This is a genomic window from Nesterenkonia cremea, assembly GCF_014642675.1.
GTDB classification, from domain to species: domain Bacteria; phylum Actinomycetota; class Actinomycetes; order Actinomycetales; family Micrococcaceae; genus Nesterenkonia; species Nesterenkonia cremea.
This window is the reverse complement of sequence record NZ_BMIS01000008.1, coordinates 1-19,111: the sequence shown is the minus strand read 5'-3', so window position 1 is coordinate 19,111 and position 19,111 is coordinate 1. Positions and strand designations below refer to the sequence as shown.

Sequence of the window (19,111 nt, the reverse complement as noted above, 5' to 3'; positions counted from 1 at the left end):
AAGTGCGGCAGCTAGCTGACCTCGATCAGGGCCCGGCCGTCGCGCGGAGGTGCCGTGGTGTGCCCGATGATCGGGTAGCCCGGGACCTCTCCCGCCACCAGCAGGCCGCCGGAGGTCTGCGCATCGGCCAGGACCAGCAGGTCCTCCTCGGTCACCCCTGCTCCGGCGGAGAGGTGGTCGCGAACCCATTCCAGGTTCCGCCGGGTTCCGCCGGAGACATAGCCGTCCCGCAGTGCTTCTGAGGCACCCGAGACCAATGGGACGGCCGCGGAATCGAGGCGGACGCCCACGCCGGAACCCCGGCACATCTTGTAGAGATGGCCCAGCAGTCCGAAGCCGGTCACGTCGGTGGCAGCACGCGCCCCAGCGGACTGGGCGGCCTCCGCGGCGTCCCGGTTGAGCGTGACCATAGTCTCCACAGCCTCCGCGAAGACCTCTCCTGTGGCCTTATGACGATTGTTCAGCAGGCCCAGCCCTAGGGGCTTGGTCAGCGTCAGGGGCAGACCGGGCTCTGCGGCGTCGTTGCGCAGCAGGGACTCGGAATCTGCGGTCCCGGTCACGGAGAGTCCGTATTTCGGCTCCGGATCATCGACCGTGTGCCCACCGATCAGAGGACACTCGGCCTGCTCCGCGACGGCCAGGCCACCCCGCAGAACCTCTGCCAGCAGCTCCATCGGCAGGGTTTCCCGCGGCCACCCGACCAGGTTGATCGCCACCCTGGGGGTGCCTCCCATAGCATAGATGTCGGAGAGGGCATTGGCCGCGGCGATCCGGCCCCAGTCGTAGGCGTCGTCGACCACAGGCGTGAAGAAGTCAGCGGTGGAGAGTATGGCGGTCCGGCCGTCGAAGCGCACCGCCGCCGCGTCATCTCCGTTGTTGAGGCCGACGAGCACCTGCTCCGCCTCAGGCGTATGGAGGCCGCTGAGCACCTCCTCGAGCTCACCGGGCGGAATCTTGCAGGCGCAGCCTCCCCCATGAGCGTATGTCGTCAGACGGACTGTTCCGGTTCCTGCTGCAGGCGCTCGATCAGTCATACCGCGAGTATAGGAGAGGTGCCTCACCGGGCCATAGCCCCCTGTGCAGCGCGGGAGACCTCCGGCCGACGTGATAATTTGACCGGTGGAGGTGTATGGGTCCTGGTGGGCTCCGCGGTCTTCAAAACCGTTGAGACCGAGTACCTCGGTCTGGCGGGTTCGATTCCCGTCCACCTCCGCCAAACCTGCTGCCACCCTGATGAGGAGGCTGGACGTGGTTGAGGAGGATCCCCGGCGTCGCATCCCGGGGACTGACACGGTGCTGGGGCACCCCGAGGTGCGCGACGCCGCGCACTCACTCGGCGAGCCTGTGCTCCAGCGGATCATCCACCAGGCCCAGAGCCGCGCACGCAGCCGCATCATCTCCCCCGAACAGGTCGTGCCCGAGGTGATCGCCCAGCTGGAGGGCCATCGCCCGTCTTCCCTGCGTCCGGTCATCAACGCCACCGGAGTGGTGATCCATACCAATCTCGGACGGGCGCCGCTGTCCCCTGCGGCTCGCCAGGCCGTCGTCGACGCCGCCGGCTACGTCGACGTGGAGATGGACCTGCGCACGGGCCGCCGGTCCCAGCGAGGAGCAGGTGCTCGCCGCGCACTGCTGAACGCCTGCGGCCCGGCCGAGGATGCTCTCATCGTCAACAACGGGGCCGCGGCGCTCGCCCTGGCGGCGGCCGCCCTGGTGGGCACGGGGCGCGTGATCATCAGTCGCGGCGAGCTGGTCGAGATCGGCGCTGGGTTCCGGCTGCCCGACCTCATCGAGTCCACCGGCGCTGAGCTGATGGAGGTCGGCACCACCAACCGGACCCACCTCCAGGACTACGCCTCCGCGCTGGAGGCTGTCCCCCAGGACGAGCGCGCCTGTATCCTCAAGGTCCACCCCAGCAACTACCGGATCGCGGGCTTCACCTCGACCGTCCCCACTGCTGAGCTTGCTGGGCTGGCACAGCGCCACCGGCTGCCGCTGGTGGTCGATGCCGGCAGCGGGGTCCTCGATCCTGAGCCCGCACTGCCCGAGGAACCAGATCTCAGAGGTGCTCTCTCTGACGGCGCTGACCTGGTCATCGCCAGCGGCGACAAGCTTCTCGGCGGTCCGCAGGCCGGCCTGCTCCTGGGCTCCACCGACACCATCACGGAGCTGAAGCACCATCCTCTCGCCCGAGCCGTACGCACCGATAAGCTCACTCTGGCGGCACTGGAGGCGACGCTCACCGGCGGTCCACCACCGGTGACCACTTCGCTGCATGCAGATCCAGAGGTCCTGCTGCTCCGGGCACGCCGCGTCGCCGAGGCTGTGGGCGTCGATGTCGTAGCCCATGATGGGCGGGTCGGCGGCGGCGGGGGCGCAGAGGTGCCGCTGCCCGGTTGGGCTGTCCGGCTGCCGGAGTCGGCGGCTGAGCCCCTGCGCTCCCACGACCCCCCTGTGGTGACGAGGACCAGCGGTTCCTGGTGCCTGCTGGATCTTCGCTGTGTCCCCGAGAGCGATGATGAGACCGTGCTGCAGGCGGTGCGCTCGGTCCTTCATGACCTGCACGCCGCACCCTCCGAAGAGCAGGTGTGACATGTATGTGGTCGCCACTGCCGGACACGTCGATCATGGCAAATCCACGCTGGTGCGGGCCCTCACCGGAACCGAGCCTGACCGCTGGGATGAGGAGCACCGCCGTGGACTGACCATCGATCTGGGCTTTGCAGCGACCACGCTGCCTTCTGGCCAAGACGTCTCCTTCGTCGATGTGCCCGGCCACGAACGCTTCCTGGGCAATATGCTCTCCGGTCTGGGACCCGCGCCGGTGGTGTGCTTCGTCGTCGCCGCTGATCAGGGGTGGCAGGCCCAGTCCAGCGATCACCGGGACGCAGCTGCCGCGCTGGGGATCGATACGGGGCTGATCGTCATCACACGCGCAGATCTGGCACCTGACCGTGTCCCTGACGTGCTGGAACAGGTCCGTGAGGAACTGGCGGGCACCTCCCTGCGTGCCGCGCCCGCCGTAGCCGTCTCTGCCGCCACCGGCGAGGGCTTGGACCATCTGCGGACCGCCCTCGATGACGTACTCTCGGCCGCCGAGACCCCGGCCGAAGATGAACCGGTCCGGCTCTGGGCCGATCGGGCCTTCAGCCTGCGCGGGGCCGGGACAGTGGTCACCGGGACTCTCGCAGCAGGCCGGCTGGAGCGCGAGCAGCGTCTTCATCTCCTCGGTGAGGACGTGGACGCCCCGGTGACCGTGCGTGGTCTGCAGTCCCATGGCAAGGACGTACCGTCAGTCCGTGCCGCCAACCGTGTGGCCATCAATCTGCGTGGGGTCTCCGCGGAGCAGCTCGGCCGGGGGCATGTCCTTCTCACTCCCGAGGACTGGCACCTCACTGACACCCTCGACGTTCGGCACGCCTCAGGCCAGGACTTCTCGCAGACTCCGCAGAGCGTCACAGTGCACGTCGGCACAGCGGCCGTGTCCGCGCGGTGCCGCCGGTTCGACGAGGCACATGCCCGCCTCACCCTCAGTCGGCCGCTGCCCCTGCAGGTCGGCGACCGGCTGCTGGTCAGAAGTTCCGGGCGCCGGACTGTGCTGACCGGTGCCCAGGTCCTCGACGTCGATGTTCCGCCGCTCACCCGTCGCGGCGACGGGGCACGGCGCACGCGGACGTTGTCTCAGATGAGTATCGCCGGCGACCTGCGTGATGAGGTCCGGCGCCGCTGCGTGGTCACTGTGGAGAGCCTGCGGCAGATGGGGATCCCGGAGCCTGACACGCTCCCTGCAGCGGTGCGCCGGCTGGGAGCCTGGCTGGTTGATGCCGAACAGGTCGGCACGTGGGTCGGGCAGCTGCGCACTGCCACGGAGACCCACCTGTGTGAGCATCCCCTCTCCGCTGGGCTCTCCCAGGGCGCGGCAGCCGACGCTCTGAATCTGCCCGACCACTCGCTGCTCGGCCCCATCATTGGTGAGGCCGGGCTGCACCAGAGCTCCGGCCGCATCAGCACCGCTGACGGTCACCGAGACTTGGGGGCGGCGGAAGGCTCAGTCTCTGCTTTGGAGGAGGAGCTGAACAACCGACCGTTCTCCGCGCCGGAGGCGCATCGACTGACGCAACTGGGGCTCAGTGATCGCGAGCTGGCTGCGGCCGAACGCCAGGGCCGTCTGCTGCGGCTTCCTGGGGGTGTGGTCCTGCTGCCGAGCTCCCCAGCACGTGCCATGCGGGAGCTCTCTTCGCTGGAGCAGCCGTTCACCGTGAGCGCGGCCCGTCAGGTTCTGGGAACGTCACGCAGAACGGCAGTGCCGCTGCTGGGGCACCTCGATAGGCGTGGTTGGACCCGCCGGGTGGACTCCGCACTCCGCGAGATCGTCTCGTAGGCCTCTCACAGCCCTTCGGAGGGTTCCTCGGCAGCATCGGCGGGCAGATCCTCCTGCTTTGTGCGGAACGCCAGGTAGACCGGCAGCCCGAGCAGGAAGAATCCACCGATCAGGTTACCGATCAGCACAGGCACTTGGTTCCACACCAGCCAGTCGACGACGCCGACGTCGGCACCGACCATCATGCCCGCAGGGATCACGAACAGGTTGACCACTGCGTGCTCGAGTTCCAAGTAGAAGAACGCGGCGATCGGCAGCCAGAGCGCGGCCAGCTTGCCTGTGGTGCTGGTGCTGGTCATGCCCATGACCACTCCGAGCACCACCAACCAGTTGCAGAGGATTCCGCTGAGCAGGGCCAGACTGATCCCCGCCGACATGCCCAGGTCTTGGTAGGCGAGGGTCTTCTCCTCTGCGGTGTCGATCAGCCCGTCGATCAGCAGACCTGCTCCGCCCGTCCAGAATTCGGTGAGCCACGCGGCGAACAGCAGAGCACAGAGCAGTCCGCCGATCACGTGCCCTGCCAGGACCACTCCGAAGCTGCGGAACAGCGAGGAGAGGCGCGCCCGTCCTTCGAGCACCGCCAGGGGCACCAGGGCGAAGTTGCCGGTGAGCAGCTCCAGGCCCAGGATGACGACGACCGCCAGCCCCATCGGGAAGACCAGCGCTCCGACCAGGCTGTTTCCCGCCTCCTCTGCGGCGAGGATCGCCATGACGGTCGCACCTGAGAGCACGAATCCGGAGATCGTGCCCCGGAGAAGCTGTTGCCAGCTGCTCAGCTCAGACTTCGAGGTGCCTTGTGCCAGCATGTCCTCGGTGACTTCAGGTGGTGCGACGTACGACATCGGTGCCTTGTCTCCCTCGGCTGATGTGATGCGATCCTGTGGCCAGTCTAAGGGTGGACGCGCATGTCTCTACAGCACTATGCGCCACCGATGAGAACAGCCCCGAACCCGCAGAAACCTGCGGAACTGGGCCCCTGTAGGTACTTCTCAGACCGTAGGAAGCCTACTCAAGCGCTGATTCGGCGTGTTCTCAAGGGTGAGGCTCGCGACCCGCGGGCCACAGCCTAGGGGCTGATGCAGGGATAGGTGGCAACTTGATCTGGCTAGCCGATCGTTGGCCTGGAAGGAATGGCTTCATGCCCAATCCCTGCCCCAATGAGTTCCGCGACGATGTAGTCCGCGTTGCTCAGAACCGGTACTCCGCGAACCCCAGGGCCAGTCCCTTCTCAACTTCTGCCTCGGCACGACGGCGAGCTGCCACCACCTCCGGAGCACGCCGAACCCACATTCCGGGTGGCAGAGGCCCCCTTACCCAACTGGTAGGTGTCCTCGTGCCCTCGGCATGCGCCACTGCCGGTTTCTGATGGTCATCTCGGTGCTCCTCTGTTTCGTCGGGAGGGGACACGAGTAAGGCCTGGACCTGCAGAAGCATGCAGATCCAGGCCTTCAAGGACCCTGGTGGGCGACTGGGGCAGTCAGTGACTCAGAACGCCCAGTCCTCATCTCTCAGAAGTCCCAGTCCTCGTCCTCGGTCTCCACGGCCTTGCCGATCACGTAGCTGGAGCCGGAGCCGGAGAAGAAGTCGTGGTTCTCATCTGCGTTCGGGCTCAGCGCTGAGAGGATCGCCGGGTTCACGTCGGTGACCTCCTTGGGGAACATCGCCTCATAGCCCAGGTTCATCAGGGCCTTATTGGCGTTGTAGTGGAGGAACTTCTTGACGTCCTCGGTCAGGCCGACGCCGTCGTAGAGATCAGAGGTGTACTGGACCTCGTTCTCGTAGAGCTCGAAGAGAAGGTCATAGGTGTAGGCCTTCAGCTCCTCGCGGCGCTCCGGGGTCTCCTGCTCCAGGGCCCGCTGATACTTATAACCGATGTAGTAGCCGTGGACAGCCTCATCACGGATGATCAGGCGAATGATGTCCGCAGTGTTGGTCAGCTTGGCCCGGGAGGACCAGTGCATCGGCAGGTAGAAGCCGGAGTAGAAGAGGAAGGACTCCAGGATGGTGGAGGCCACACGCTTCTTCATGCCGTCGTCACCGTGGTAGTAGTCCATGACGATCTGGGCCTTGCGCTGGAGATTCTCGTTCTCCTTGGACCAGCGGAAGGCGTCGTCGATCTCCCGGGTGGAGCACAGCGTGGAGAAGATCTGCGAGTAGGACTTCGCATGAACCGACTCCATGAAGGCGATGTTGGTCATCACCGCTTCCTCGTGCTGGGTCAGCGAATGCGGGATCAGCGCCACCGCGCCCACGGTCCCCTGGATGGTGTCCAGCAGGGTCAGACCGGTGAAGACCCGCATGGTGAGGGTCTTCTCCTCCTCGGTCAGGGTGTTCCAGGACTGGACGTCGTTGGAGACCGGGACCTTCTCCGGCAGCCAGAAGTTGTTGACCAGCCGGTTCCACACCTCGCCGTCCTTGTCATCGGGCATGCGGTTCCAGTTGATCGCCTCGACATGGTCGAGCAGCGACGCGGAGTGGGGCGCTTCTGCTGAAGTGGTCACGCGCTTAGGTGTCCTTCTCTTGTGACGGAACGTTCGTCTGCCGGCCGAGATGTCTCAGACATGCCTCACAGCATGCAGGAGACGCAGCCCTCGACCTCGGTGCCTTCCAGGGCCAGCTGGCGCAGACGGATGTAGTAGAGGGTCTTGATGCCCTGCTTCCATGCGTAGATCTGTGCCTTGTTGATGTCACGGGTGCTGGCGGTGTCTTTGAAGAACAGAGTCAGGCTCAGCCCCTGGTCCACATGCTGGGTGGCGGCGGCGTAGGTGTCGATGATCTTCTCGTAGCCGATCTCATAGGCATCCTGGTAGTACTCCAGGTTGTCATTGGTCAGATACGGCGCCGGGTAGTAGACACGGCCGAGCTTACCCTCCTTGCGGATCTCGATGGGCGAGGCCACCGGGTGGATCGAGGAGGTGGAGTTGTTGATGTAGGAGATCGAGCCCGTCGGCGGAACGGCCTGCAGGTTCTGGTTGTAGATGCCGTGCTTGAGGATCTCCTCCTTCAGCTCGCGCCAGTCCGCCTGGGTGGGCAGGTGCACGTGGCTGAACAGCTCACGGACCTTCTCAGTCCGGGGCTCCCAGGCCTGCTCGGTGTACTTGTCGAAGAACGCGCCGGATGCGTAGGCCGAGTTCTCGAAGCCGTCGAAGGTCTCGCCGGTCTCCTTGGCGATCTGGTTCGAGGCGCGCAGGCAGTGGAACAGCACCGTGTAGAAGTAGATGTTGGTGAAGTCCAGGCCCTCCTCGGAGCCGTAGTGGACCCGCTCGCGCGCCAGGTAGCCGTGCAGGTTCATCTGGCCCAGGCCGATGGCGTGACTGCGCCGGTTGCCGTCGGCGATGGAGGGAACAGACTCGATGTAGGACATGTCCGAGACTGCTGTCAGCGAACGGATGGCCGTCTCGATGGTCTGCCCGAAGTCCGGGGAATCCATCGTCTTGGCGATGTTCAGCGAGCCGAGGTTGCAGGAGATGTCCTTGCCCACCTGTGCGTAGCCCAGATCGGCCTTGTACTCGGAGGCCTCGGAGACCTGCAGGATCTCGGAGCAGAGGTTGGACATGGTGATCCGGCCGGCGATCGGGTTCGCCCGGTTCACCGTGTCCTCGAACATGATGTAGGGGTAGCCGGACTCGAACTGGATCTCGGCCAGCGTCTGGAAGAACTCACGGGCGTTGATCTTGTTCTTGCGGATCCGGGCGTCGTCCACCATCTCGTAGTACTTCTCGGTCACCGAGATCTCGCTGAACGGCTTGCCGTAGACGCGCTCGACGTCATACGGGCTGAAGAGGTACATGTCCTCGTTCCGCTTGGCCAGCTCGAAGGTGATGTCCGGGACCACCACGCCCAGCGAGAGCGTCTTGATGCGGATCTTCTCGTCCGCGTTCTCACGCTTGGTGTCCAGGAAACGGTGGATGTCCGGGTGGTGGGCGTTGAGGTACACCGCACCGGCACCCTGACGGGCGCCGAGCTGGTTGGCGTAGGAGAAGGAGTCCTCCAGCAGCTTCATGACCGGGATGACGCCCGAGGACTGGTTCTGGATCTGCTTGATCGGAGCGCCGTGCTCACGGATGTTGGTCAGCGACAGCGCGACGCCGCCGCCGCGCTTGGACAGCTGCAGGGCCGAGTTGATGCCGCGGGAGATGGACTCCATGTTGTCCTCGATGCGCAGCAGGAAGCAGGAGACGAGCTCGCCGCGCTGCTTCTTGCCTGCGTTGAGGAAGGTAGGGGTGGCCGGCTGGAAGCGTCCGGAGATGATCTCCTCCATAAGCTTCTGGGCCTGCTCCTCGTCACCGCGGGCCAGGTAGAGGGCGACCATGCAGACGCGGTCCTCGAAGCGCTCCAGGTAGCGCTTGCCGTCGAAGGTCTTCAAAGCATAGGAGGTGTAGAACTTGAACGCGCCCAGGAAGGTCGGGAAACGGAACTTGGCCGCGTAGGCGCTGTCCCACAGCCGGTGGATGAAGCCGCGGTCGTACTGCTCCAGGGTCGCCGGCTCGTAGTAGTCGTTCTCGACCAGGTACTTGAGCTTCTCGTCCAGGTCATGGAAGAAGACGGTGTTCACGTTGACGTTGTCCAGGAAGTACTTCCTGGCCGCCAGCTGATCGGCCTCGAACTGGATCTCTCCGTCCGGTCCGTACAGGTTCAGCATGGCGTTGAGCTCGTGATAGCTCAGGCCCTCCCACTGCGGGGGAACCTTCTTGGCCAGTGCTGGCTCTTCTACGCGGCTGAGAGGCTTGACTGCTGTTTCCAAAACTCTTCCAATCCCTGTCTGACTCGGGACACGTCCTCGTCTGTGCCCATGAGCTCGAACCTGTACAGATGCGGAACTCCGCATTTCTGAGCGACGATATCGCCGGCGATGCAGTAGCTCTCGTGGAAATTCGTGTTTCCCGCGCCGATCACCCCTCGCAGCAGAGCCCGGTTGGACTCCACGTTGAGGAACTTGATGACCTGCTTGGGCACCGAGCCCTTTCCGCCGTCCGCCCCATAGGTGGGCAGGATCAGAACGAAGGGCTCTGCGGCTTCGAGTGTCTCGTCCTTGGTGCGCAGCGGCAGCCGTGCGGTGCTCTGCTCCGGCAGGCCGAGCTTCTCCACGAATCGATGCGTGTTGTTCGATACGGAGGAGAAATAGATGAGCGGGGCGGAGGTCTTCATCTCACGATCGTCGCGGCGGGGCTTCTCGAGGTCTCTATGAGTTAAGCGGCCGAGACGGCTGCCTCATTCCCGGAGAGCTCGGAGATCTTGTCCGGGCGGAAGCCGGACCAGTGGTCGTCCTCGGTGATGACGACCGGAGCCTGCATGTAGCCGAGCGCGCGGACCCGCTCGAGGGCCTCTGCATCCTGGGAGATGTCGACGCTCTTGTAGGTGACGCCGTTCTTGTCCAGGGCGCGGTAGGTGGCGTTGCACTGGACGCATGCGGGCTTGGTGTACACAGTCACGGACATAACGGCTCCCTGGCGTTGAAGGGTGTTCTTTCGTTGCGTCCTCAATACTACATCTTGGGTTGGGGTCCATGGGTGACCACTAAATGCTGTACTTGCACGGCTGTAGTTTCTCCACCGTCTATGCACAGCCCCTGTGGATTCGTCGATCCTTGATCTGACGCCCCAGAACGCTCAGCGCTCCATGCTGCTCCACAGCTGTGGAGGGGACTTCTCCCCTGCTCAGATTTTTTCCTGCGAGGTGTGTCGCGGCGTGTCGCAACGCCCGGATGATCCAAGATGTTGCGCCGCAGGTCACGTTCTGACGCTATATCTAGTGATGCGCGTCCCAGGCGGACCCATCCGCCGAGGACGCAGCGGTCGGCAGACAGCGACGGCACAGTCCCAGACGCCCACCGCCAGCCCGGCGGCATAGGCCGCTACCCAGCGCCGTGGTCTCGATGATCTTGGGCCGGTCATGTGCACCCCGCCGTCGGGACCTCCGGTGAGGTTCCAGGCCACCCAGGTGTCCATGGCCCCGAAAGAGGAGTTCACCCTGCTCGGCGCGTTCGCGGGCGCCCTCCGCGCTGGCCGCTGCTCACTGTGCGGGCGGCAGCGTCGAAGACCACAGCACGGGTGGAGGTGGTCCCCTGATCGATGGCCAGGACGAACTGCTTCATGCCTGAGGCTCCGTCTCCGCCGCACCGGTGGGCTGAGCGGCCGATCCCGAGGGTTCGGTGGCGTGCTGCTGGGGCACCGGGCGCGCCTCGGAGAGCAGAGCCGCCGCCTCGGCGTCGTGCTCAGTGTCCTCAGCGGCACGCTGGGCCTCGATATAGCCGGCGTAGGCGCGCCGCTCCGCCACAATCCGCTCAGCATCCCAGCCGAGCTCCGAGGCCGCGATCTGAAGGATCTCCTCCACACTGTCCAGGCCCCGGTCGGCCACCTCATGGAAGAGGCGGGTGCGGCGGGAGAGCAGGTCATCCAGATGCATCGCGCCCTCGAAGCGCACCGCGTAGAGCACCTCGGCGCGCAGATAGCCCGGGGCGTGCTCCAGGGGGCGGCCCAGCGACTCCTCCTCATCGATGAGCTCCAGCAGCTCACCCAGCATGGAGCCGTAGCGATTCAGCAGACGATCCACCCGGCCGGCGTCCCAGCCATAGGCCTGGGCGATGTCCTCAGCCTGATCCGCCCATTCGCCGTAGCCCTGACCTCCGGCCAGCGGCATCAGCTCGGTGAGGCTCTCACGGTCCTTGAAGCTGCCCTCGGATGCGAAGTCCACGGCATCCTCGGCCATCACACGGTAGGTGGTCAGCTTGCCGCCGGCGATCCCGGTCAGCCCCGGAGCCAGCTGCATCACCGTGTGCTCGCGAGAGACCTTGGCCGAACCGTCGCCGTCCTCCTCCGTCTCAGTGGGCTGGAGAAGCGGCCGCAGACCTGCCCAGGTGCCCAGCACGTCCTCACGGCTCAGATCAGCCTCCAGCACCTCATTGGCATGGGCCAGGACATAGTCGATGTCCTCCGAGGTGGGCGCCGGAGAGTCCACCGCCTCATGCCAGGCGGTATCGGTGGTGCCGATGGCCCAGACATCGCGCAGCGGGATGAGGAACAGCACCGACTTCTCCGTCTGGGTGATCACCCCCACGGTCCCCTCCGCCCGGATCCGATCACGCGGAACGGTGATGTGGATGCCCTTGGAGGCCAGCACCTTCAGGCCGGCTCGGCTGCCGGTCCCCTCCAGCGCGGTCTCCTGGGCCTCTCCGGTCCACACACCGGCAGCCAGGATGGTCTCGCGGGCGTAGACGTCGAACTCGCGGCCGGTCTCATGATCGCGCAGCCGGGCGCCACAGATCCGGTCCTGACCATCGCGCAGATAGTCCACCGCCTCGGTGCGGACCGCGGTATGGGCACCCAGGCTGTGGGCCGAACGGGCCAGTGTGAGCACCAGGCGGGCATCATCAACCTGCGCATCGTAGTACTCCAGGGCACCGACGAACCTCTCCTCGTCCAGCCCCGGGAAGCGCTGCCGCAGCCCATGCCGGCTCAGATGACGGTGGAAGGGGACAGCCCGACGCCGACGATGCCGGCCTGCTCCCGGACGCAGCGTCAGCGCGTCATACAGGGAGACGCCCGATCCCACGAAGGCACGCTCGAAGACCGGCTTCTCGAAGGGGAAGATGAAGGGAAGCGGACGCACCAGATGCGGAGCGTTGCGGGTCAGCAGCAGGTCGCGCTCGCGCAGCGCCTCCGCCACCAGCTTGAAGTCCAGCATCTGCAGATAGCGCAGGCCTCCGTGCACCAGCTTCGAGGACCGTGAGGATGTCCCCTCGCCGAAGTCCCGGGCCTCGACCAGGCCCACCTCCAGACCCCTGGTGGCGGCGTCGAAGGCTGTGGCCGCACCGACCACACCCCCTCCAATCACCAGGACATCCAGCGGCTCCTCGGAACTCGTGGCCGCCATACGCTCCAGGGCGGCCTCACGGGTCGACCGGTTGAGTGGCTGAGGCTTCATCGGGGACCTCCTTCGCTGAGACTGCTTCCACCTTAGCCGCCATGTGGAGGGTCTTCACAGGTACCCGTTCTAGGGTCGACAATTGGTTGACGACAGAGCGCCCGGCGAGCCTGCACCGACTCCCCCGAGCCGCTCCCCCATTCGAGTCATCGACTCCAAGGAGAACCTGATGTCCTCTGGAAGCGCCCCCGCGGCAGACAGCCGTTCCCTCTCTGCCGAGGACCATGGTCCAGAGACGCACACTGCGCACACCACCACGGAGATGGAGACCGCCGGACACGGCACCGCTCCGGATACGGACATGTACCAGCAGCTGCTCTCCCAGCTCAACGACGACGCCGGCAAGAACGGGCAGACCGGTGTGGTCCCCCGCATGATGGACATCCGGCGTCAGCTCACCGAATTCCAGCTGCACTATAAGTTCGGCATGGATGAGGTCCTCACCAAGATCAACATCCTGCGCGAGGAGTTCGAGCACACCCGGGACTACTCCCCCATCGAGCATGTGAACTACCGGCTGAAGTCCCTGGACCGGATCATGGACAAGGTCCAGCGCTACGGCTGCGAGCCCACGCTGAAGGGCATCCGACACGCCATCCGCGACATCGCCGGAATCCGCATCACCTGCTCCTTCGTCTCCGACTCCTACTGGGTCGCCGAGATGCTCTGCAGCCAGCCCGATCTGCGCGTGGTGGAGGTCAAGGACTACATCCGCCGCCCTAAGCCCAACGGCTACCAGTCCCTGCACGTCATCCTGCAGGTGCCGGTCTTCCTCTCCAACCGGACCGAGTTCGTCTACGTGGAGGTCCAGATCCGCACTGTGGCCATGGACTTCTGGGCCTCGCTGGAGCACAAGATCTACTACACCTACGAGGGCGAGGTCCCCGGAGACATCCTCGACGAGCTGCGCGACGCCGCCGAGAAGGCCGCCGCGCTGGACAAGCAGATGGCAGAGATCCGCGACCGCGTCAGCTCCCTGAAGCGCCAAGCACCCACCTCAGGTGAAGGTGCCACCGGCCCGACGCCGGCCGATCGCCCGAATCCCAGCGGCTGGTTCAGCGAAGGTGCTCCGTCGGAAGGCTCTCCCGAGTAGATTCTGCTGCGGTACCCCTGCGAGGCACCCGCTGCGTAGTGGGTCAAGAGGTCCAGAGGTCGGCGAAGTGTTGGATGGGGCCGTGGCCGCGGCCGACGTCGAGGGCCTCGGCGGCCTGCAGGGATGAGGTCATCCAGTCTTTGACCTGAGCCACGGATTCGGGCCAGCTGAGGCCTCGAGCGCGCAGAGCGGCCAGGGCTGCGGAGACTGAGCAGCCGGTGCCGTGGGTGCTGCTGGTCTCGACCCGCGGGGACTCGAACTGCTGATAAGAAGGCCGGTGGCCGGCGTCGTCGGTGGGGTGGACCAGTGTGTCGGTGACCGTGGCGTCCTCGAGGTGGCCGCCCTTGGCCAGGACCAGCACATGGTGGGTGTCGGCGACCTGCTCGGCCTGTGCCAGGAGCTCTTCGGTGGTGGCGGCCGGCTCGGCACCGGCCAGCAGGGCCAGCTCGGGCACATTGGGCGTGATCAGATCTGCCCGGTGGAGGAATCCGTTCAGGGCTGACTCAGCCTCGGCGTGGAGCAGGCGATCCCCGGAGGTGGCCACCATGACGGGGTCCACCACCAGGACGGGTGCCCCAGCGCCGCTGTCCTGGGTGAGCTCGTCCCACCAGGCGGCGACGGTGCTGATGATCTCCGCAGTGCCGAGCATGCCCACTTTGACGCCGTCGATGGCCACATCGTCGCTGACGGCGTCGAGCTGTGCGCGCAGGAACTCCACCGGGGGCAGGTGGATGTCCCGGACACCCTCGGTGTTCTGGGCGACCAGCGCGGTCACCACACACATCCCATACGCCCGGTGGGCGGCGAAGCTCTTCAGATCGGCCTGGATGCCCGCGCCCCCGGTGGGGTCGGTTCCGGCGATGGAGAGCAGATTGGGGATGGTGCGCCCATCCGCAGAGGCTGCGGGGCGCGTGGAGAAGTCGCTCACAGGCATTCCCTTCGCTGGTGCTAACCAAACAGGTTCTACGGGTGTCTTCTCAGCTCGTCGATCGGCGACGAGCACCCCGTGCTGTGCTGACTGAGCCTACCAGGGGTCTCAGTCGACGATGGCGTGGGCGCCTTCGCGGCGGGGATCGTCCACGCTGCCGACGGTGCCGGCGTCATAGTCGACCTCCAGCGGCTGCACCGAGCCGAAGCTGGCCATCTCATCCGGCCAGACCTCGGTGTCCCAACCCATGTCCTCCAGGTCCTCGACCAGACCGCCGGGCATGCTCTCCTCGATGTAGAGCGTATCCTCCTCCGCGCGGAACCGCGGCGTGGCGATGGCCTCCTCCAGGGAACGCCCCTGCAGGCCCCATTGGACGAATACGGTTCCCAAGATGTTGAGGATCTGGTGACCGCCGGGGCTGCCCGCGGCGAGCACCGGCCGCTGCTCCTCATCCAGGACGATGGTCGGGTTGGACCAGGTGACCGTCCGGCGGCCCGGCTCGGGCTCGTTCGCCGGGGAGTCGATCGCCTCGAAACGGGACAGGTGGTTATTGACGAAGTAGCCGTCCACCATCTCTCCGCTGCCCCAGAAGAACATGATCGTGTTGGTCATGGAGACGGTCAGCCCGTCGGAGTCCACCACGCTGATGTGGGTGGTGTTGGCATGATCGCCCGGGTCTCCGCCGTAACCCTGCTCGCCGTGGTCGGACTGTTCACCCTGGTCAGAGGACTGTGCGGCGTCCAGCTCGATCTCGGCGTTGGACTCGGCGTCGGTGATGTCATCGGGGACCTCGATGAAGCCCGGGTCCCCCAGCTCAGTGAAGACCGTGTCCTCGGCCTCCAGCCAGGCGTCGGAGAGCAGGTCGACATACTCGGCGGAGTCAGGGTCCATATCCGCGATGCCCTGAGCCTCGGCGATCTGCATCATCTGGATCATGGCCGGACCGGGAAGCGAGGGCGCTGCGGCCAGCAGCTCATAGTCCCCGAACTCACCGCGCGAGGGATCAGAGATGACCACCTCGTAGTCCTCCAGGGACTCCTGGTCGATGCCCTCGACCTGATCAGCCACAGACTCAGCCAGCTCGCCGGTGTAGTAGTCCTCCCAGCCGTTCTCGGCCAAAGACGACAGCGTCGCGCCCAGCTCCTCCTGGACCAGCTGTTCACCGGCGCCCAGCGGCTCGCCGCCGTCGGTGTAATGGTCCAGATCGCTGATGGCGGCCAGCGCATCCTCCTGAACCATGCGCTCAGCCAGGTACTCGGAGACCTCGAAGCCGTCGCTGGCCAGAGTCTCAGCTGGTTCGAGCAGCTGGGCCCATTCCAAGCTGCCGTGGTTCTCATACAGCTCGCCCATACCGGCCACGAAACCGGGGATGCCGGTGCCGGATTCTGGGATCTCACCCTCGTTGTTGACCACCTCGCGGTAGTCGTAGAAGACGGGATCACCCTCCTGCCCGGCGAGGACCACGGAGCCCCCACCGCCGATCCCGGAGGCGTAGGGCTCCACCACAGCCACGGCGAAGGAGGCGGCGATGGCGGCGTCGACAGCATTGCCGCCCTCTTCGAGGATCTGCTCTCCGGCGGCCACGGCCAGCGGGTGACCGGCGCTGACACCCTGCTCCTGCAGGGTGTCCTCCACCGGCTCTGGGCTGGCGGAGGGTGCCTGCGGCGGCTCGGAGGCCTCCGGCGGCGGGTCCTCCTCGGCCAGGCAGCCGGCGGTGAGCGCCAGAACCGCGATGCTCGCGGCGGCGGTTGGAATCGGACGTGCTCCTGCCATGGGAAGCTACTCCTTCCTGGCCCGGCGCGGAGTGGGCCGAGCGAAGAGGCGTGTGCGGTGCCGTGCCGGGAGCTGGTATTCCACCCGGAGGAACTTCGGGGGCTGCCTCAGCAGCATCTCCAGAGGACCATAGCGCAGGTTGGCTATCCAGACCACGGCGAAGAATATGAGGAACATCATGATGCCGAGGCTGATGAGCAGGCCCTGCAGCGCCGTCTCCGGAGCCGGGCGCACGATCAGAGCGATGATCACCAGGTGGGCGGTGTAGGCGGTCAGCGGCATCTGGCCCACGGCCACCAGCACGCGGATCCGCTTACCGAACTTCGGCACCAGAAGCAGCAGGATGCTCAGCACCATGACGGCGGTGCCGGTGGAGCTGATCAGCCACAGCGGCATCTGCGAATGCCCCACGGCCGAGACCAGCCGGTCGAAGCCGATCTTCTCGGTGTCCGGCTCTCCCAGTGTGCGCACCAGGATCCCGGAGAGCAGGAATGCCCCGACGCCGGCCACCGACCCGATCAGCAGCAGCCTCAGCTGCAGTCCCTGGTTGCCCAGCGGCAGGCGTCCCAGCCAGACGCCCAGGAAGAAGGGAGCGATCCAGACGACCAGCGGATAGGGACCGGAGAAGAGGATGATGCTCAGGATCTCCAGGGGCGAATCACCCAGCTCCGCCGGGTGGGGTCTGAAGTTGGTGAGCTTCCGGACCAGGATCCAGATGACCGGTCCCAGCAGAGCGGAGCTGACCGCTGACCAGAAGAGCCATCGCGTGGGCATCCGCACCACGAAGGCGGCGAGGAAGAACAGCGCCGCGTAGGTGGGGAGGATGACGTTGACGTCATGATCGAGCACCTGCAGGGCGATCCCGATGACGAAGAGCAGCAGTCCGCGCCAGAGCAGCGTGCTGCGCCGGGTGAAGCCCTTGGTGAGCGCCCGGCGCGCCAGGAAGGTCACGCCGATGCCAGCCAGGATCACGAAGAGGATGGAGGCGCGGCCGTTGAAGGCACGCACAAACAAGGAGGCCCATCCGTCTGTGGTGTAGGGACCCACATTGACGATGATCATCCCGAAGACCGCGAGGGCTCGGGCGACATCCAGAGCGTAGAGCCGGGAGACTCCGCGCGCCTGCGTGCTCAGCATTGTGCGCAAGCTCCTCCCGGCGGACTCGTTCAGGCGCTCACACCCTCGGACGGGGTGCAGCCGCCCAGTGTGGCAGATACCGCACAACTGTACCCAGGATGACCTTGGGTTTTCCTCAAAGACGCGATGTTCCCCCAAACAGCCCCGGTTCTCTACAGGATCCCCCATCCCACCAGTCCCGCGGCGATGACCACGGCCCATGCCGGGACCTTCCAGCTGTTGAGTACGACGAAGGACACCACTGCGATGCACAGCCCCGCGATGCCGACTTCCAGTATCCCGGCGGTGAAGACGGGATCGTAGAGGGCCGCGGCAAGGATGCCGACCACCCCTGCGTTCACGCCCATGAGTGCGCGGCGGGCCAGGGCGTTCTTCCGCAGGCTCTCCCAGAAGGGCAGGGCGCCGAGGACCAGCAGGGCCGCCGGCAGGAAGATCGCGATGATGGCGATGACCGCACCCAGGATGCCGGTGGGCTCGCCTTCGGAGGAGGCGCCGAGGAAGCCGGCGAAGGTGAACAGCGGACCGGGCACTGCCTGGGCCGCACCGTAGCCGGCGAGGAAGCTGTCGGCGTCGACCAGTCCGGTCTGGACCGTCTCAGCCTGCAGCAGGGGAAGCACCACATGGCCGCCGCCGAAGACCAGGGCGCCGGCGCGGTAGAAGAGGTCCGTCAGCGCCGCCCAGCCCTGCTCGGTCACGGCGGCGAGCAGCGGCAGCCCAGCCAGCAGCAGAGCGAAGAGACCCAGAGAGCAGACCGCGAACCGTTTGGAGACCCGGACTGGGAAGGCATCCTCAGGCTTCTGCTGCTCAGCCTCTGGCTTCAGCCAGAACAGGCCGATCGCCCCAGCGGCGGCGATGGCCCCGACCAATACGAAGGGATGCGGCAGCAGCAGCACGATGATCATGGCCACTGCTGCGATGGAGGCACGCGCTGCATCCGGGGTCAGCGACTTGGCCATCCCCAGCACCGCGTGAGCCACCACGGCGACGGCGGCGGCCTTCAGACCACTGATCCATCCGGCCTCAGAGAGGTCCCCCGCCGCGGCCACACCGTAGGCGAAGGCCACCAGCAGCAGCACCGAGGGCATGGTGAAGGCGAACCAGGCTGCAAGCATGCCTCCGTACCCGGCGCGCTGCAGCCCCAGCGCCATCCCGACCTGGGAGGAGGCAGGTCCGGGCAGAAACTGGCAGAGGGCCACCAGGTCTGCGTAGGCCTTCTCACTCAGCCAGCGGCGCCGCTCCACGAAGGCCTCACGGAAATAGGCCAGGTGGGCCACCGGGCCGCCGAAGGAGGTCAGCCCCAACCTCAGGAAGACCCAGAAGACCTCCAGCACGTTGCCGGGGTTCCGCTCGATGGTGGATCGATCGTCGCTCATAGGTCACGACTTTTCCGCAGGCACGTGAACAGCAGGGAAACTCTCAGAGCATGAACTCCGCCACCAAGGGCAGAGTGAGCAGGGACAGCACTGTGCTGACCACCAGGATGGAGGCGGCCAGGCGGCCGTCGCCGTCGTACTCCTCACTGAGGAGTATGACGGACCCGCGCCGTTGCCCGCCATGACGGCCCTTTGCCGCGAGCTTCCGGTCATCCAGCCACGTTAGACCGTCATTGACCGTAACCCAGGATCACGCGCCGTCACGTTCAAAAGTGGTCGTAAAACGGTCGCTGGCGAAGCGACCACTTTTGGCGGTCAATCGGGCCACCTCCTTGCCGCTTCCTCGACAGAGGGTGATCCGTCCGCGGTCAAGCCCGGTGGAGTGTTGTATGAGTCGTGATCCTTCGGTCCTGTGAGCCTGGGGTCAGGCGGCCAGCGGATCGATAGTGCGGGATTCCACCTCCTCGAGGGATTCACCGGCGTCAGCATCGGGTCCGGTGTCG

15 protein-coding genes and 1 tRNA gene are annotated in these 19,111 nt (G+C 65.9%); 4 read left to right on the top strand and 12 right to left on the bottom strand.

What is annotated here, in order from left to right; translation table 11 throughout:
* Positions 1-11: 11 nt before the first annotated feature.
* The gene (selD, locus tag IEW85_RS09500) at positions 12-1,034 is read right to left on the bottom strand and encodes a selenide, water dikinase SelD (protein WP_188685062.1); all 1,023 of its coding nucleotides are present in this window, start codon (positions 1,032-1,034) and stop codon (positions 12-14) included.
* Positions 1,035-1,121: 87 nt separating this feature from the next.
* On the opposite strand from selD, the gene IEW85_RS09495 reads away from it, so the two are divergent.
* The 3 genes from IEW85_RS09495 to selB all read left to right on the top strand — a co-directional run bounded on the left by IEW85_RS09495 (position 1,122) and on the right by selB (position 4,381).
* Positions 1,122-1,216, top strand: a tRNA-Sec gene (locus IEW85_RS09495).
* 32 nt (positions 1,217-1,248) lie between these two features.
* Entirely contained in the window at positions 1,249-2,592 is a 1,344-nt protein-coding gene (gene selA / locus IEW85_RS09490) for an L-seryl-tRNA(Sec) selenium transferase (RefSeq protein ID WP_188685060.1), read from the top strand.
* A 1-nt stretch (position 2,593) separates the two neighbouring features.
* On the top strand, positions 2,594-4,381 hold the full coding sequence (gene selB / locus IEW85_RS09485; RefSeq protein WP_188685058.1) for a selenocysteine-specific translation elongation factor: 1,788 nt from the start codon (positions 2,594-2,596) through the stop codon (positions 4,379-4,381).
* A 5-nt stretch (positions 4,382-4,386) separates the two neighbouring features.
* Here the strand turns inward: selB and IEW85_RS09480 are convergent, their stop codons facing one another.
* From IEW85_RS09480 to IEW85_RS09455, 7 genes are all read right to left on the bottom strand, one after another.
* Positions 4,387-5,223, bottom strand: a complete 837-nt coding sequence (locus IEW85_RS09480) for a formate/nitrite transporter family protein (protein ID WP_188685056.1) — start codon at positions 5,221-5,223, stop codon at positions 4,387-4,389.
* 666 nt (positions 5,224-5,889) lie between these two features.
* Complete coding sequence (gene nrdF / locus IEW85_RS09475; protein ID WP_188685054.1) at positions 5,890-6,882, bottom strand: class 1b ribonucleoside-diphosphate reductase subunit beta; 993 nt, start codon at positions 6,880-6,882, stop codon at positions 5,890-5,892.
* Positions 6,883-6,947: 65 nt separating this feature from the next.
* A complete protein-coding gene (gene nrdE / locus IEW85_RS09470; protein WP_268234671.1) occupies positions 6,948-9,080 on the bottom strand; it encodes a class 1b ribonucleoside-diphosphate reductase subunit alpha in 2,133 nt (710 codons plus the stop codon).
* A gap of 11 nt (positions 9,081-9,091) precedes the next feature.
* Positions 9,092-9,529: a class Ib ribonucleoside-diphosphate reductase assembly flavoprotein NrdI gene (gene nrdI, locus IEW85_RS09465; protein WP_188685050.1), complete on the bottom strand. Its 438-nt coding sequence runs from the start codon at positions 9,527-9,529 to the stop codon at positions 9,092-9,094.
* 41 nt (positions 9,530-9,570) lie between these two features.
* Positions 9,571-9,819, bottom strand: coding sequence for a glutaredoxin-like protein NrdH (nrdH, locus tag IEW85_RS09460; protein ID WP_188685048.1), 249 nt, complete (start codon positions 9,817-9,819; stop codon positions 9,571-9,573).
* Positions 9,820-10,346: 527 nt separating this feature from the next.
* Positions 10,347-10,475: a hypothetical protein gene (locus IEW85_RS14585; protein ID WP_268234668.1), complete on the bottom strand. Its 129-nt coding sequence runs from the start codon at positions 10,473-10,475 to the stop codon at positions 10,347-10,349.
* On the bottom strand, positions 10,472-12,304 hold the full coding sequence (locus tag IEW85_RS09455; protein ID WP_188685046.1) for a glycerol-3-phosphate dehydrogenase/oxidase: 1,833 nt from the start codon (positions 12,302-12,304) through the stop codon (positions 10,472-10,474). Before IEW85_RS09455 ends, IEW85_RS14585 begins: the two co-directional genes overlap by 4 nt.
* A 169-nt stretch (positions 12,305-12,473) precedes the next feature.
* Between IEW85_RS09455 and IEW85_RS09450 the strand changes: the two genes are divergently transcribed.
* Positions 12,474-13,397 carry a GTP pyrophosphokinase gene (locus IEW85_RS09450; RefSeq protein WP_229658935.1) on the top strand — a complete coding sequence of 308 codons (924 nt, stop codon included), beginning with the start codon at positions 12,474-12,476 and terminating at the stop codon, positions 13,395-13,397.
* Between the two features lie 43 nt (positions 13,398-13,440).
* Here IEW85_RS09450 and thiD read toward each other — a convergent pair whose 3' ends face one another.
* From thiD to chrA, 4 genes are all read right to left on the bottom strand, one after another.
* Positions 13,441-14,325 carry a bifunctional hydroxymethylpyrimidine kinase/phosphomethylpyrimidine kinase gene (thiD, locus tag IEW85_RS09445; RefSeq protein WP_229658934.1) on the bottom strand — a complete coding sequence of 295 codons (885 nt, stop codon included), beginning with the start codon at positions 14,323-14,325 and terminating at the stop codon, positions 13,441-13,443.
* A 108-nt stretch (positions 14,326-14,433) separates the two neighbouring features.
* The gene (locus IEW85_RS09440; RefSeq protein WP_188685041.1) at positions 14,434-16,098 is read right to left on the bottom strand and encodes a gamma-glutamyltransferase; all 1,665 of its coding nucleotides are present in this window, start codon (positions 16,096-16,098) and stop codon (positions 14,434-14,436) included.
* A 6-nt stretch (positions 16,099-16,104) separates the two neighbouring features.
* The gene (locus tag IEW85_RS09435) at positions 16,105-17,235 is read right to left on the bottom strand and encodes a DUF418 domain-containing protein (RefSeq protein ID WP_188685039.1); all 1,131 of its coding nucleotides are present in this window, start codon (positions 17,233-17,235) and stop codon (positions 16,105-16,107) included.
* 152 nt (positions 17,236-17,387) lie between these two features.
* Complete coding sequence (gene chrA, locus IEW85_RS09430; RefSeq protein ID WP_188685037.1) at positions 17,388-18,608, bottom strand: chromate efflux transporter; 1,221 nt, start codon at positions 18,606-18,608, stop codon at positions 17,388-17,390.
* Positions 18,609-19,111 lie beyond the last annotated feature (503 nt).